Source organism: Aeromonas cavernicola, from assembly GCF_002795305.1.
Taxonomy (GTDB): domain Bacteria; phylum Pseudomonadota; class Gammaproteobacteria; order Enterobacterales; family Aeromonadaceae; genus Aeromonas; species Aeromonas cavernicola.
Window position 1 is genome coordinate 22,382 of the sequence record NZ_PGGC01000100.1, and the last position, 14,853, is coordinate 37,234.

The 14,853-nt window shown below is 54.7% G+C and carries 13 protein-coding genes and 1 pseudogene; 8 read left to right on the forward strand and 6 right to left on the reverse strand.

All coding sequences use genetic code 11. The features are described 5' to 3' along the window. Positions 1-65: 65 nt before the first annotated feature. Positions 66-1,436 carry an ATP-binding protein gene (locus CUC53_RS11885; RefSeq protein ID WP_420808062.1) on the reverse strand — a complete coding sequence of 457 codons (1,371 nt, stop codon included), beginning with the start codon at positions 1,434-1,436 and terminating at the stop codon, positions 66-68. Next, positions 1,421-2,110, reverse strand: coding sequence for a response regulator (locus CUC53_RS11890; RefSeq protein WP_100294362.1), 690 nt, complete (start codon positions 2,108-2,110; stop codon positions 1,421-1,423). Before CUC53_RS11890 ends, CUC53_RS11885 begins: the two co-directional genes overlap by 16 nt. A gap of 86 nt (positions 2,111-2,196) precedes the next feature. Here CUC53_RS11890 and fieF point away from each other — a divergent pair, with 86 nt between their 5' ends. Then, positions 2,197-3,105: a cation efflux pump FieF gene (gene fieF / locus CUC53_RS11895; protein ID WP_100294363.1), complete on the forward strand. Its 909-nt coding sequence runs from the start codon at positions 2,197-2,199 to the stop codon at positions 3,103-3,105. Positions 3,106-3,119: 14 nt separating this feature from the next. Continuing rightward, positions 3,120-3,899 (forward strand): serine O-acetyltransferase, encoded by a 780-nt coding sequence (cysE, locus tag CUC53_RS11900; protein ID WP_100294364.1) that lies wholly within the window; start codon positions 3,120-3,122, stop codon positions 3,897-3,899. Between the two features lie 787 nt (positions 3,900-4,686). Here cysE and yihA read toward each other — a convergent pair. Further along, entirely contained in the window at positions 4,687-5,340 is a 654-nt protein-coding gene (yihA, locus tag CUC53_RS11905) for a ribosome biogenesis GTP-binding protein YihA/YsxC (RefSeq protein ID WP_100294365.1), read from the reverse strand. 143 nt (positions 5,341-5,483) lie between these two features. Between yihA and CUC53_RS11910 the strand changes: the two genes are divergently transcribed. Beyond that, entirely contained in the window at positions 5,484-6,101 is a 618-nt protein-coding gene (locus CUC53_RS11910) for a c-type cytochrome (protein ID WP_167386747.1), read from the forward strand. A gap of 286 nt (positions 6,102-6,387) precedes the next feature. On the opposite strand, the gene CUC53_RS11915 is transcribed toward CUC53_RS11910, so the two are convergent. After that, positions 6,388-7,821 carry a DUF2867 domain-containing protein gene (locus CUC53_RS11915; protein WP_100294367.1) on the reverse strand — a complete coding sequence of 478 codons (1,434 nt, stop codon included), beginning with the start codon at positions 7,819-7,821 and terminating at the stop codon, positions 6,388-6,390. A 297-nt stretch (positions 7,822-8,118) separates the two neighbouring features. Continuing rightward, complete coding sequence (locus CUC53_RS11920; protein WP_100294368.1) at positions 8,119-9,123, reverse strand: substrate-binding domain-containing protein; 1,005 nt, start codon at positions 9,121-9,123, stop codon at positions 8,119-8,121. A gap of 435 nt (positions 9,124-9,558) precedes the next feature. Between CUC53_RS11920 and CUC53_RS11925 the strand changes: the two genes are divergently transcribed. From CUC53_RS11925 to CUC53_RS11945, 5 genes are all read left to right on the forward strand, one after another. Continuing rightward, complete coding sequence (locus tag CUC53_RS11925) at positions 9,559-10,680, forward strand: branched-chain amino acid ABC transporter substrate-binding protein (RefSeq protein ID WP_100294369.1); 1,122 nt, start codon at positions 9,559-9,561, stop codon at positions 10,678-10,680. Between the two features lie 67 nt (positions 10,681-10,747). Further along, a complete protein-coding gene (gene livH / locus CUC53_RS11930; RefSeq protein WP_100294370.1) occupies positions 10,748-11,674 on the forward strand; it encodes a high-affinity branched-chain amino acid ABC transporter permease LivH in 927 nt (308 codons plus the stop codon). 82 nt (positions 11,675-11,756) lie between these two features. Next, positions 11,757-13,025 (forward strand): high-affinity branched-chain amino acid ABC transporter permease LivM, encoded by a 1,269-nt coding sequence (locus CUC53_RS11935; protein ID WP_167386744.1) that lies wholly within the window; start codon positions 11,757-11,759, stop codon positions 13,023-13,025. After that, positions 13,022-13,795 carry a high-affinity branched-chain amino acid ABC transporter ATP-binding protein LivG gene (gene livG, locus CUC53_RS11940; RefSeq protein WP_100294372.1) on the forward strand — a complete coding sequence of 258 codons (774 nt, stop codon included), beginning with the start codon at positions 13,022-13,024 and terminating at the stop codon, positions 13,793-13,795. The genes CUC53_RS11935 and livG overlap by 4 nt, the downstream gene beginning before the upstream one ends. Positions 13,796-13,811: 16 nt before the next feature. Beyond that, entirely contained in the window at positions 13,812-14,513 is a 702-nt protein-coding gene (locus tag CUC53_RS11945) for an ABC transporter ATP-binding protein (RefSeq protein WP_100294373.1), read from the forward strand. Between the two features lie 91 nt (positions 14,514-14,604). Here CUC53_RS11945 and CUC53_RS11950 read toward each other — a convergent pair. Then, positions 14,605-14,853: pseudogene (locus CUC53_RS11950) on the reverse strand (hypothetical protein); the annotation flags it as partial.

A 14,853-nucleotide genomic window follows, 5' to 3' on the forward strand; every position in this document is an offset into this window, starting at 1 on the left:
GGGACGATCCTGCAGCGGAATTTAAGGGGCGCCAGCATACCCAGCGCCCGTCTGGATGGAAAGAGTCAGGCAATGGGTAGGCGAATGGTGATCATCAGCCCTGTCGGGTAATGGTTACTGGCGGTAATGGTGCCACCATGGCGCAAAATGGCCTCATGAGCGATTGCTAGGCCAAGCCCGGTGCCACCTGTTTTATTATTACGTGCATCATCTGCGCGGAAAAAGGGCAGAAATAGTTGGGCTTGCTGAGCATCGGGCACGCCTGGCCCATCATCACGAATCGTCATGACCCACATCTCTTGCTCCCGATACCAATCCACCCAGATAAACTCTTGGCCATATTTGAGGGCGTTGCGTAGCGGATTTTCGATGGCCCTCGCGAGCAACGCTGGCCACATCATGGTTGACTCTGTCGGTAGGTGAGGCAGTTGTAGTTGTTTGCCGCTCTGATTGGCCTCAAACATCGCATCTTCGAGGAGGGGTTCTAATAGGTGGGCTAATGCCCGTCGCTCCGGTGCTTCTGTATGTTGCTGCACCCGCGAGAGGTCGAGCAGATCGCCGATTAATTTATCCAACTTGGTAATCTCTAACTCGATGCGCGCCAGTTCCGCGCTGTCCCCCTGCTTACGACGGATGAGCGCTTGCGCCAGTTGCATTCTGGTTAACGGGCTGCGCAGCTCGTGGGATATGTCAGAAAGAAGTTGTTTCTGTTTTTTTATCATGCACTTAAGCGTTTCTACCATCTCTCGGACATGATCGGCCAATTGGCCTATTTCATCGCGTCGCCCCAAGTTAGGGATCTGCACAGCCAAGTTACCGGTAGCGAGCTGAGAGACGGCACGTTGTAATCGCAAAATAGGGCGAGTCAATCGCCATGCTAGCAACAGACACAAGGGCGTGCTCACGAGCATGGCGACGCCGAGAATCCGGATCGGGTGATCCAAGATTTGGATAAACATAAACAGGTAAGGCGTATCCACATTCAGGCCAAAGTACACATGGTATTGCTGGCCGCGATGCTCCATCAGAAAGGGACCGGCGATTGCGTTGTTTTTTTCGTGGCCGAGCATGGGGTTGGCAGGAGAGTCGGCGTCGACCATAAAACGAACCACAAATTTGTGGGGATGAATGGTGGATTGGATCTGGCCATTGCTGCTACGAACATAAACGTTATCTACCGGCAGCATGGTGATGTTTTTCATCGCGCGGGTTAAATCGAAATCCCGGCTCGGGTCCGCTGCCTGTTTGAGGATATTGACATTGTGCTGCATCCGCCCGATTTCATGGCTTGGTAGCGGTAGTTGATTGCGCGGATCAAGATTTGGCAAGCTGATAACGGCAGCCAGCATGATCAGTAAAATGAGCCAGAACCACAGAAAAATCTGGGTGGAAAGGCCATCGAGAGAGGCGACATCTTTGATTACTGTTCTAGCCACAAGTACCCCCGTCCCCGCACTGTTTTGAAGCGAGGCTGGCCATCTGCCCGCTCTGGCAGCTTTTTGCGAAGGTTGCTTAAGTGCATGTCGATAGTGCGATCAAAGGGGGTCAGTTTTTTACCAATCACCTGCTCCGACAAGAGACTTTTGCTGACAATGTGGCCGGGATGACGCAGGAGGCACTCCAACAAGCCAAACTCGGTTGCGGTTAACTCCAATCGTTGTTCACCACAGCGTGCTTGCTGCAGACCGGGTTGAAGCACAATATCCATAAAGTGCACTTCATCGTAGCCACCACGCGCTGATTGAGGGGGTTGGGTTCTGCGCAAGATGGCGCGTACTCGGGCTAGCAGCTCCCGATCATCGAATGGTTTTGCGAGATAGTCATCGGCTCCGGCTTCTAGCCCGTTGATGCGATCTTGGCTATCCCCCCGTGCTGTTAGCATTAATACTGGGGTTTCGTGCGTCTTACGAAGGGTGGTTAGCATCGCAAAGCCATTGAGTTTAGGCATCATGACGTCCAGCAGTATCAGATTGAAATCCTGTTCCGCTATCCGCTGCAGACCTTCTTCGCCGTTTTCGGCAACAATCACTTGAAAGCCTTCCAAGGTCAGAATTTCGGTGAGTAGTTGGGTCAGTTCAAGATCGTCATCGACCAGCAGTATTCTGTTCATCTGAAGTGATTCCACGGATTTTTCGCGCCAAACTAACGCTGGGGTCAGGGTATAATAAATTTTTAACTGTTAGAGGAAAGCCGATATTGAGCCATCAACTCTATTCTCGCTGGGTGACATGGGCTAGCGTGGCCGCTGTTAGCACTGCAACCTTGCTGATCATTGGTAAGTTGATTGCTTGGTTAATGACCGACGCGTCGAGCCTGCTTGCTTCTCTCACCGACTCGTTGATGGACGTGAGTGCGTCCATCATCAATTTATTGGCTATCCGTTATGCACTCGCCCCTGCCGATGATGAGCACCGCTTTGGCCATGGTAAGGCGGAGTCACTCGCGGGCCTGATCCAATCGGCATTTATTTCAGGTTCTGCCCTATTGCTGGTGATGCACGGCATCTCCTCCTTACTTAATCAGGCGCCGATCCAGAGGTTGGAAGCCGGTATGTGGGTTAGCGTGGGCTCGATTGTGCTAACCCTGTTACTGGTTGGTTTCCAACGTGTTGTGATTAGTAAGACGGGGAGCGTGGCGATAAAAGCAGACATGTTGCACTATCGCTCTGATTTGTTGCTGAATGTGGGGGTCTTGCTCGCACTGGTATTAGCAGGACAAGGCTGGTTTTGGGCTGACGGCCTTTTTGCTATCTTGATCGGCTTGTTCTTGTTGTGGGGGGCGAGCCACATAGGTTACGAATCGGTACAAGCGTTGCTCGATCGCCAGTTGCCAGCGGAAGAACAAGCGAGAATAATGACCCTTTGTTGCGCTGTCGCTGGGGTACATGGGGTGCATGATCTGCGCACTCGTCAGTCTGGCCCCACTCGGTTTGTGCAACTCCATTTGGAATTAGATGACCAGCTTCCTTTGGTCAATGCTCACCACATCGCCGATGAAGTCGAGCGCGCGGTGCTTCAGGAATTTGATCGCATAGACATCATTATTCATATGGACCCAGTTTCGGTACTCATGAAAGAGCAGCAGAGTCCTCACCCAGAACAATAAGTAGGTTGCAACACATGGATGATTTGGTTGCCAACACGTGGCAAAAAATTCAGCAAGAAGCGTTATGTCTGGTGGCTGAAGAGCCTATGTTGGCCAGTTTCTTTCACTCCACCATTCTTAATCATAAGAATCTGCTGTCAGCCCTGAGTTTCCAGCTGGCGAATAAGCTAGATAGCACCACCATGCCAGCGATTGCTTTGCGCGAAGTGATAGAACTCGCGCTGCGCAGTGAACCCAGACTACTGGACGTGGTGGCTGCCGATATTTGCGCGGTGCAAGAGCGGGACCCTGCGGTCGATCTTTTTTCCACCCCGCTCCTCTATTTGAAAGGCTTTCATGCCCTGCAAGGCTATCGGGTTGCTAACTGGTTATGGCGCCATGGTCGTCGCCCATTGGCACTTTATCTGCAAAACCAGATCTCGGTGGTGTTTGGAGTCGATGTGCATCCTGCCGCGCGGATTGGCAAAGGGATCATGTTTGACCATGCCACTGGTATCGTGGTGGGAGAAACCGCCGTGATTGAGGATGATGTCTCTATTTTGCAAAGCGTGACCCTCGGCGGAACAGGCAAAGAGAGTGGTGATCGTCATCCTAAAATTCGCGAAGGTGTGATGATCGGTGCGGGAGCTAAAGTGCTGGGTAATATCGAGGTGGGGGTCGGGGCTAAAATTGGTGCTGGCAGTGTGGTGATAAACCCAGTCCCTGCGCATACCACCGTTGCTGGGGTGCCAGCTAAGATAGTCGGCCACCCTGAATGCGATAAACCCTCATTAGATATGGATCAGTGCATCTGAACCTGCCGCGATACAGATGGTCAGCCAGATAGCGGAGCAACGACATGTTCTGCTTATATCTTCCCCAGCCTTGATGCTGGGGATTTTTTTATTTAAACAAAAAAATGAAATTTAATTACAAAACTTACTTTCATTGATTGCTGTTTTGCTATAAAATTTTTCACGTAGGGTACAGAGGTAAGATGTTCTATCTTTAAAGACCTTTTATTTCACATACTTAAATGTGGCTATATAGCAGCCTCGATGAGTTATCGTCGGGGCATTTTTTTATGTCTGCTTTTTATGTTTTTCATTTAAGGGTGACTTTATTGTATTGATTTTTAACTGTTATTTTTGCCCCTCCCCCTTTTATCTCATCTGTTTATTGCGACGCATCTTAGCATCACAACTCCTCCACCCTCCGTTACGACCGTCTATTAGCCGAGCAAGATGGAGTGTGTTTTTTTATTACCTAACTGATTATTTTTTACATAAAAACAACAAGCGCAGGGTGATAGGTTGTCCCTCTCTTAGCTGTTTTTCGTTATAAGTTGGGTCCAATGAATCTGTGATGGGGCGAACGGTGTTGCCAGATGGACTGACAACGTGCAAAAGCGGGACGAACAGGGGCTTGTTTGAGATATGTCGATGCAGCTGTAGTCAGTGCAATCGTGATGCTAGGTAAGGTACACCACGGTTGATGGCGGATCGTTGATGGTGAGATCGGCAGGGGTTACTGCTAACGCGCTTGACCTAGGTTCAATCAGCGGAGAAGTGCTCCGCTCATTGTTGCCATCGTCTGCCTTGCTTACTCTTCGTGAAGGTCTGGCTCGTCTTGTTCTGATCCCGCTGCAGCGTTTGCCAGATACCAAGCGCTTAATGTCTGCGTTAGCTTGTCTACGCCAATATTGTTAAGGGAGGAGAATGCCTCGACTTGAATCTGTGGGCCGAGATTGACGACGGCATTACGCACCTTGATCACTTGATTGTTACGTGGGCCAGGGCTCAATTTATCGGCTTTGGTCAGCAGTAACATAACCGGTAACTGACGGTGCGCACTCCACTCCAGCATATTCATATCCGTTTCTTTAAGCGGATGACGAATATCCATCAAAATTACCAATCCTTTCAATGACTCACGACGCTGTAGATACTCAGCCAGCGATTTTTGCCATTTTAGCTTCATTTCTAACGGTACTTGGGCATAACCATAACCCGGCAGATCGACTAAGCGTTTGCCTGGCTCTAGCTCAAACAGGTTAATCAACTGGGTCCGCCCCGGTGTTTTACTGGTACGCGCGAGGTTCTTATGTTTCGTTAAGGTATTCAATGCAGAGGATTTACCCGCGTTGGAGCGGCCAGCAAACGCGATCTCGACCCCCCCATCATTTGGTAGATGGCGAATGTCTGGCGCACTGGTCACAAAATGCACCTTATTGAAATTTAAAGTTTGTGATTCCAACGTAATTTCCCCATGGAGAAGAGAGGGTTATAGAGTTACTTTTTTGTGAAATGGTGTAAAATAGCGTCGCTTTAACGCGTTTATTTTAACATGCCTTCAGCGGCATGGGATCTGGAAGCCTAATAATGAAAAGTTGGAACGCCATGAAGAACTTAGTCATTACTTTTGCTCTGCTGGTTGGCGTAACGGGGATGGCACAAGCCAAAGGTGATGCCGCTGCCGGACAAACCAAAGCTGCCGTGTGTGCAGCTTGCCATGGACCGGACGGTAACAGCCTGCTTGATATGTACCCCAAAATTGCTGGTCAGCACGCATCATATCTCAAAAAGCAATTAGTTGAACTCAAAGCCGCTGCATCTGGTCAACCAGGGCGTGTTGCACCGGTGATGGGGCCGATGGCGCTTCCCCTGTCTGAGCAAGATATGGATGATTTGGCCGCCTATTTTTCGGCGCAAAAGGTGACACCTATCGCGGTGCCTGATGATGCCGCTGAAGCAGGTAAAACCCTTTACATGGGCGGCGATATCAGCCGTGGTCTTGCCGCTTGTACCTCTTGCCATGGCCCACGTGGTTCTGGAGTTGAGCAAGCCAAATATCCAAACCTTGCTGGCCAGCATCCCGCCTATATCAAAGATCAGCTCACTAAGTTCCGAGCGGGCGCGCGCGATAATGATCCTAACAGCATGATGCGTGATGTGGCGAAAAAGCTGACCGATCAGGATATTGAGGTGCTGGCAAAATATGTCGCGGGTCTGCACTGATACGCCATCTGAATGGCGAGGATGTAAACAGCGATAAAGAGCCGCATCTGCTATCTGATTGCTAATCAATTAGTTTTTCACATAGTCGAGACACGCCTAACACTGTAAACCCCCGATGTAGCCACCTCGGGGGTTTTTGTTTGTCCAGTGAACGCTCACCGAGGTGGGTCTCATCGGTACGGTGAGCCAAGCCACTACCTACGCCGCGACACGGTTGCCTCTATCTACTATGCGAAGATGCCACTCCGCCAAGCGTGCACATCACCTAGCCAAGTGGCATGGGTTGTTAGTCCATGACCGGGATGCCTGCGTTGGCCTCTGCAGTTTTAGCGATGGCCTCGGTCATGCCCTGAAAGATAAACAGGTGAAACGGCAACATGGCGAGCCAGTAGGCAAGCCCCCATGCCCCTTGGGGATGCCAATGGGCGGTCACGGTGATGCGGGTCAAGCCAGAGGCTTCGGGGAGGATATTGAACTCCAGCCGGCCGACACCGGGGGCTTTCATGTTGAACAACAGATCGAGTCGGCGCCCCTCATCCACCCCGATGATTTGCCACGAGTCCAACATATCGCCCTTCACGAAACGATCGGGGTTGGTTCGACCACGGGTTCGAGCTGGGCCGCCAATGAGGTGATCCATCCATTCACGCACGACCCATAACCCATTCATATAGAAGTAACGCGGCTCGCCCCCCAACTGCGCCAGCACCTGCCACACCACCTCGGGCGTGGCGAGGCAGTTGGCCTCGCCGCTGGCGGTGCGATCATAAAACCCATATTCAGGATGGCGCCAACGCAGGCCAAGTGGGGTCTCCTGCTCTTGCTGCTCGGCTCCGAGTTGCTGCTCCAGCGCCAAACTTTCGGCTAGGGCATCATCAAAACTGAGCAAGGTTTGTGGCAGCAGGGCTCGGAGTGGACCATCGTCGGCGGGAATATCGTGCTTCAGCCCGCCCACCAGCGCTTTGGCTACTGGTTGTGGCACTGAGGTCACAAATTGCAGCCACCACGAAGAGAGCTTGGGGCTTAAAAATGGCAGCGGAATGATCGGACAGCGCTTACCGATGTGAGCGGCGAAGCGCTGTAACTGGGCTTGATAGCTGAGTAATTCAGGGCCTGCGGCATTAAAAATGTGGCCTGCGACGCCGTCCGCTTCGATGAGTCCACCCAGATAGTGAAGCAGGTTGGAGAGGGCGATGGGGGGGGTTCGTGAGCGCACCCACTTTGGGGTCACCATCATCGGCAGATTGAACACCAAGTCTCGCATCACCTCAAACGCAGCGGAACCAGGCCCAATAATAATGCCAGCGCGCAGCTCCACCGTTGGGACACCTGACTCGCGAAATAGCTCGCCGCAATAGCGGCGGGAGTTGAGGTGGCGGCTATGGCATGGCTCAGGCTGGATCGCTCCCAGATAGATGATGCGGCGAACCCCAGCAGCGTGGGCGGCAGCGGCAAAGTTCTTGACGCCCTGCTGTTCCAGCCGGTGAAAACCAGCGCCAGCCCCCATGGCATGAACCAGATAAAAGACGGTATCCACCCCTGCTAGGGCTGGGGGTAAGGTCTCGGGTTTCAGGCTGTCGGCGAGCCGCAAGGCCACTCCATCTGGCAGACGGCAAGGGCGCCGCGCTCCGGCCGTTACTTGATAGCCTAGTTGCTGCAGATAGGGCACCAGATAGGAGCCGATATATCCAGCTGCCCCCATGACCAGACAATGTCGCATCGGTACTCTCCCGGTTGTCACTCCCCTGACGGGGCGTGGGTTATCATGATGAAGCGGTGAGCGGGCTGGGCGCTATGGTCATCGCCGCGATCGCTAATTCCTTCCACCATAGGGTAAAACCGAGTAATACAGAACCGCCATCATGGAAGACGTATGTGCGATCATCAAATGACGACATGACGACATGACGACATGACGAGGGAGTGAGGGGGTAAGCCGCTAAGGGCGCGCAATGCTCAACACCGCTGGTGTTGGGATAGCTGAAAACGGCCCCCTCAGGGTGAAGGGGCAGTTGGGTTAGCGCAGTGATTTAACCGAGCGGCGGATAATCAGCTCCGGCTCCACGGTCATCGACTCCACTTCCAGCTCTTTATTACGCAGCCGATTGACCAATTGTCGCACCGCGAGCAGGCCCAATTCAGCCTTGGGGTGGCGGATAGTGGTTAGCGGTGGGCTAGCAAAACGGGCCATTTCGACGTCGTCGTAACCGATAACCGAGATATCATCTGGCACCTGGACGCCAGCTTCCCAAGCGGCGCAGATTGCCCCGATCGCCATCGGGTCATCAAAGGCAAACACCGCTGTCGGGCGGGGCGTGAGCGCTAAAATGCGCTGCATGGCATCAAACCCACTCTGGCTCTCGTAATCCCCTTCGAAAATCTGCCCATCGCTTAGCGTCAGGCCCAGCTCACTAAAGGCATCCCTTACCCCATCCAAGCGCTGTTGGGTGGTCGGTTTAGCCAGATGACCGGTGATGCAAACAATGTTGCGGTGCCCCTCTTCTAACAGATGACGCGCGGCCATCTGGGCTCCCTTACGCGCGTTATCGTTGATCACGTTGGCAAAATCACACTCAGTGCCCCAATCCAGTACCACTTGTGGCACGTTCTTGTGGATGCGCAACATGTCACGCAGCGGGGTGTCGATGTCGGTGCCCAGCACCAGCAGTCCATCAACCCGCTTCTCCATCAGCATCTTTAAGTAGTGCTGCTGGCGTGCCGGTTGGTTCTCGGTGTTACACAAAATCAGGCTATAACCCTGCTCAAAGCAGTAAGCCTCGACCCCTTGCACCACTTCGGCAAAAAAGGGATTGACGCTGGTGGTTACCAGCATCCCGATGGTCTTGGTCGAATTGATCTTGAGACTACGCGCAACCGAGTTGGGTGCATAGTTGAGTGCTGCCACCGCCTCAAGCACTTTCTGGGTCGCATCTTCGCTGACCCGGCGGGTGTGGTTGAGTACATGCGAGACGGTGGAGATGGATACGCCCGCCCGTGAGGCGACATCTTTAATGGTGGCCATCTCTGTCTCCTGAAAATAAAAGGGGCGCAACATTAACAGATTTCCCGAACCAAGGCTTGGTTTTCACTGGGCTGCCGATGTGCGTTTAACGCTGGCTAATCTAGGCGTTGCCCCCCGTTTGCGCAAACAGATTTTGGTCAAATTGGGAGCGCCATCAGGCTAATGTTCCGTCAGTTTTTTATTCTGTCATTCTGGCTGTTATGCAGTGTTTTATTAAATGTTGCATAATGGATAAAAATTAAATGCGGCATTTATATAACAAATTAGTCATTAGCTCACTGCTACTGGCATTACACCACTCTCAGGGCCTGCTTTAATCGCTTGTTATTGGCTGGCGAGGGGTGATAGAACCATGTTTTATTGCTGGGCGTGGCAAGAGTCGGTCCGGAATGACACACAAAGCGTGAAATAATCTACTGATTAAGGGATGAATCAATGAATAAATTAGGCAGAAAAGCAGTAAATGCGGCTGTTTCTTTGGCGCTGTTTGGCGCAGTGTTTGTGGCTCATGCAGCCGATACCATCAAAATCGGTATTGCAGGCCCAGTGACTGGCCCGGTTGCTCAATATGGTGATATGCAGTTCACCGGCGGCAAGATGGCAGTTGAGCAGATCAATAAAGCGGGCGGTATTGCTGGTAAGCAAATTGAAGCGGTGATTTATGACGATGCGTGCGACCCCAAACAGGCGGTGGCCGTTGCCAACAAGGTGGTGAACGATGGGGTGAGATTTGTGGTCGGCCACCTCTGCTCTGATAACACCCTGCCCGCCTCCGACATCTATGAAGACGAGGGGATCCTGATCGTCACTCCCGCCTCCACCAACCCCAAAATCACCGAGCGGGGCTATGAGCTGGTCTTACGCACCATTGGGTTAGATAGCGATCAAGGCCCGACCGCTGCCAAATACATCATCGAACAGGCTAAACCTCAGCGGGTTGCGGTGATCCATGACAAGAAGCAGTACGGTGAAGGCATTGCCTCCAGCGTCAAAGCGGCGCTCGACAAAGCCGGCGTGAATGTGGTGGCCTTTGAAGGGATCACCGCCGGTGACAAGGACTTCTCCGCCCTGATCGCCAAGCTGCAAAAAGAGAACGTTGATTTCGTCTACTACGGCGGCTATCACCCAGAGCTGGGGCTGATCCTGCGTCAGGCTGGCGAAAAAGGGCTGAAAGCCAAGTTCATGGGCCCGGAAGGGGTAGGCAACAAGGATATCTCCGCCATCGGTGGCCCAGCTTCCGAAGGGTTGCTAGTGACCCTGCCGAACAAATATGACTTAGTACCTGCCAATGCCCCATTGGTTGCCGCGTTCAAAGCCCAAGGCCTCGACTCCTCCGGCCCGTTTGTCTGGACCACCTATGCAGCCGTGCAGGTGCTGGCGGCGGGCATTACCAAGGCGGGTGAGAATGACCCGGCGGCCGTGGCGGCGGCCATTAAAGCTGGCCCTGTCGATACCGTGATGGGACCCTTGAGCTGGTCCTCTAATGGTGATTTGAAGGGCTTCGAATTCGGGGTGTTCCAATGGCACGCCGACGGTACCTCTAGCCAACTCAAGTAATCTGCTGATCAGGGGTGAATTGACTCACCCCTCCTCTCTTTTTGCGGGCAAGTACAGGGAACGCAGTATGTCCGAACACCTCCTCTATCTCGTCCAGCAACTGCTGAACGGATTAACCATAGGCAGCACCTATGCCTTGATCGCCATCGGCTACACCATGGTCTATGGCATCATCGGTATGATCAACTTCGCCCACGGCGAGGTTTACATGATCGGCTCCTATGTCGCTTTCATGGTGATGGCGGGGCTCATGATGATGGGCATCGACAGCACCGTTCTGCTGCTAGGGGGCGCCTTCCTAGTCAGTATCATCATCACCGGCAGCTACGGTTGGAGCATCGAGCGGGTTGCCTATCGGCCGCTGCGCGGCGGCAATCGACTGATCCCCCTCATCTCCGCCATCGGCATGTCGATCTTCTTGCAGAACATGATGCGGATGGCGCAGGGCTCGCGCGATATCGCCATGCCCAGCCTGATCTCCGGTGGCTGGACCCTCGGCGGCGAGGATGGTTTTCAGGCCAGCCTCTCTTACATGCAGCTGATCATCTTCGTGGTGACCTTCATCACCATGCTGGCGCTGACCCAGTTCATCAACCGCTCCCGCATGGGCCGCGCCTGCCGCGCCTGTTCGGAAGACATCAAGATGGCCAACCTGTTAGGGATAGACACCCATGTGGTCATCTCTATCACCTTCGTGCTGGGGGCTGCGCTAGCCGCCGTGGCTGGGGTGCTGCTTGGCATGTATTACGGCGTCATCAACCCCTATCTCGGCTTTATGGCCGGTCTGAAGGCCTTCACCGCCGCGGTATTGGGCGGTATCGGCAGCATTCCGGGCGCCGTACTCGGTGGCCTGCTGCTGGGGGTGGTGGAAGCGCTCACCGCCGGTTATCTCAGCACCGAATACAAGGATGTGATGGCGTTTGCCCTGCTGATTTTTGTGTTGCTCTTTATGCCCACCGGCATCCTAGGCCGCCCGGAGGTCGAGAAGGTATGAACAACCAATCTATGCATGCTCTTGTGCTGCTGTTTATGTCCATATTCAGCATTCTCGGTCGTCCGGCAGTGGAGAACGTGTGATGAAACATCAATTTATCCACGCTTCTATCGCCAGTCTGGTCTTGTTGGTGCTCTCCTTCTGGCTACTCGGCTTCAAGTTAGAGACCAGCGGGGCCAGCTTGCAGGTGGTGAGCCGCCTCGATGTGTCGCTGGCTTGGCTGCTGGGGGGCGCCACCCTCGTTTTCTGGTTCCAGCTGCTGCGCGGTCAGATCGCACGGCTGTTTCAGGCCTCCATCAGCGGCTTCTCGGTCGGCTTCACCAAGCTGGTGCTGCCGAGCCCGGAGGAGGCGCCCAAGCTCTATAACCTCACCGCCGTGCTGGTGCTGCTGTTCGCGGTGAGCTGGCCCTTTATGGCCTCTCGCGGTGCCATCGATCTCGCCACCCTCACCCTGATTTACATCATGCTGGGGCTGGGGCTCAACGTGGTGGTTGGCCTCGCCGGTCTGCTCGATCTCGGCTATGTCGGCTTCTACGCGGTCGGCGCCTACAGCTATGCCCTGCTCAACACCTACTTCGGGCTGAGCTTCTGGGAGTGCCTGCCCATCGCCGGGTTGATGGCGGCCACGTTCGGCTTCCTGCTTGGCTTCCCGGTGCTGCGGCTGCGGGGGGATTATCTGGCTATCGTGACGCTGGGCTTTGGCGAGATCATCCGCATCCTGCTCAACAACATGACCAGCCTGACCGGCGGCCCGAACGGGATCTCCGGCATTCCCAAGCCGACTCTCGGGGGGCTGGAATTCAACCGCACCGTCAAGGATGGCGGCTTTGATACCTTCCACAACTTCTTTGGCATTACCTACAACGCCAACCATAAGGTGATTTTCCTCTACCTGATGGCGCTGGTGCTGGTGGTGGTGACCCTGTTCGTCATCAACCGCTTGCTGCGGATGCCGCTGGGCCGCGCCTGGGAAGCGCTGCGAGAAGACGAAATCGCCTGTAAATCACTGGGGCTCAACCCCACCATCATCAAGCTGACCGCCTTCACCATCGGCGCCACTTTTGCGGGGTTTGCGGGCAGCTTCTTCGCCTCGCGGCAGGGCTTTATCAGCCCAGAATCCTTCGTCTTTATCGAGTCGGCCATTGTGCTGGCGATTGTGGTGCTGGGCGGTATGGGTTCCCAGATCGGGGTAGTGCTGGCGGCCATCGTGATGACGGTGCTGCCGGAGCTGGCCCGCGAGTTCAACGAGTACCGCATGCTGATGTTCGGCCTGTTGATGGTGTTCATGATGATCTGGCGGCCACAAGGATTGCTGCCGATGACCCGTCCCCATCTGGAGTTGCAGAAATGAGTACTCATCAGAAGTTAATGGAAGTCTCTGATCTGTCGATGCGCTTCGGAGGGTTATTGGCGGTCAATGGGGTCAAACTGGATGTCGAACCCGGCGAGGTGATCTCCATCATCGGTCCCAACGGTGCGGGCAAGACCACTATCTTCAACTGCCTGACTGGCTTCTACCGCCCCAGTGGCGGCACCATCCGCTACAAGGGTGAGCAGATTCAGGGATTGCCCGGCCACCTCATCGCCCGCAAGGGGATCGTGCGGACCTTCCAGCACGTGCGGCTGTTCAAGGAGATGACGGTAGTGGAGAACCTGCTGGTGGCCCAGCACCAGCACCTCAACACCGGTTTTCTGGCTGGGCTGTTCAAGACCCCTGCCTTTCGCCGCGCCGAAGCAGAAGGGTTGGAACGAGCGGCGTTCTGGCTGGATAAAGTGGGGCTGACCGACCTTGCTAATCGCCCCGCTGGCAATCTGGCCTACGGCCAGCAGCGCCGCCTTGAGATTGCCCGCTGCATGGCCGCACGCCCCGAGTTATTGATGCTAGATGAGCCTGCCGCAGGCCTCAACCCGCACGAGACCGACCAATTAAACACTCTGATCACCCAATTACGGGATGAATTCGGGGTCTCGGTGCTATTGATTGAGCACGATATGAAGCTGGTGATGGAGATCTCTAACCGCATCTTCGTGGTCAGTCAGGGTACGCCGCTGGCTCATGGCAAGCCGGATGAGATCCGCAACAATCCGGCCGTGATCAAGGCCTATCTGGGCGAATCGTAGGACCTAGGGAATCAAGATGTTAGAACTTCGCAACGTATCGACCCACTACGGCAAAATTCAGGCGCTGCACGACGTCAGCGTCGAGGTGAAAGAGGGGGAAATCGTCACCCTGATCGGTGCCAACGGCGCGGGCAAGACCACCCTGTTGATGACCCTGTGCGGCGAGCCCAAACCCAGCAGCGGCTCCATCTGGTTTGAGGGGGAGCAGATCAGCTCTCTCAGCACCGCTCGCATTATGCGCAAGGATATCGCCGTGGTGCCGGAGGGGCGCCGCATTTTCGCCCGCCTGACGGTGGAGGAGAACCTGCTGATGGGGGCCTTCTTCGTCGACAAAGCCGAGCAGCATGGCCTGCTGGATCAGGTATTCACCCTGTTCCCGCGCCTGCACGAGCGGCTGGCACAGCGGGCGGGCACCATGTCCGGCGGCGAGCAACAGATGCTGGCCATCGGCCGCGCCCTGATGAGCAAGCCGCGCCTGCTGCTGCTGGATGAACCCTCGCTGGGGCTGGCTCCCATCGTCATCCAGCAGATCTTCGACACCATAGAGCAGCTGCGCCAGCAGGGGATGACCATCTTTCTGGTGGAGCAGAACGCTAACCAAGCGCTCAAGCTGGCCGACCGCGGTTATGTGCTGGAGAACGGCCACGTGGTGCTGCAAGACACCGGGGCCGCCCTACTGGCTAATCCGGCCGTGCGCCAAGCCTATCTGGGGGGATAATCTAAGGGGATAACAGGTCTGTAGGACAAGGGCGACTCCCTAACGGCAGTCGCCCTTGTGTTATGTCACCCAATAGCGTGATGTGCGACGCTTAGGCTGAGCTCTTAGTTAACTCTTCCCGCTGCGCTTGAATGTAGTTCACCCAGCTGGTGGCCTTTTGCTGCCACTGGGCTTGTTGTTGCAGCTCACGGGCCAGTTCCAGCGCTTGGCCATACTGCTCTTTATTGAGGTGTGCTTGCACCAGCAGTGCCTTGGCACGATTGCCTTGCTCGCCTTTTACCGATTTGATGGCGGCGAGCTGGGTCATGGCGGCATCTGTCTTGCCCTGTTGCAGCAGCAG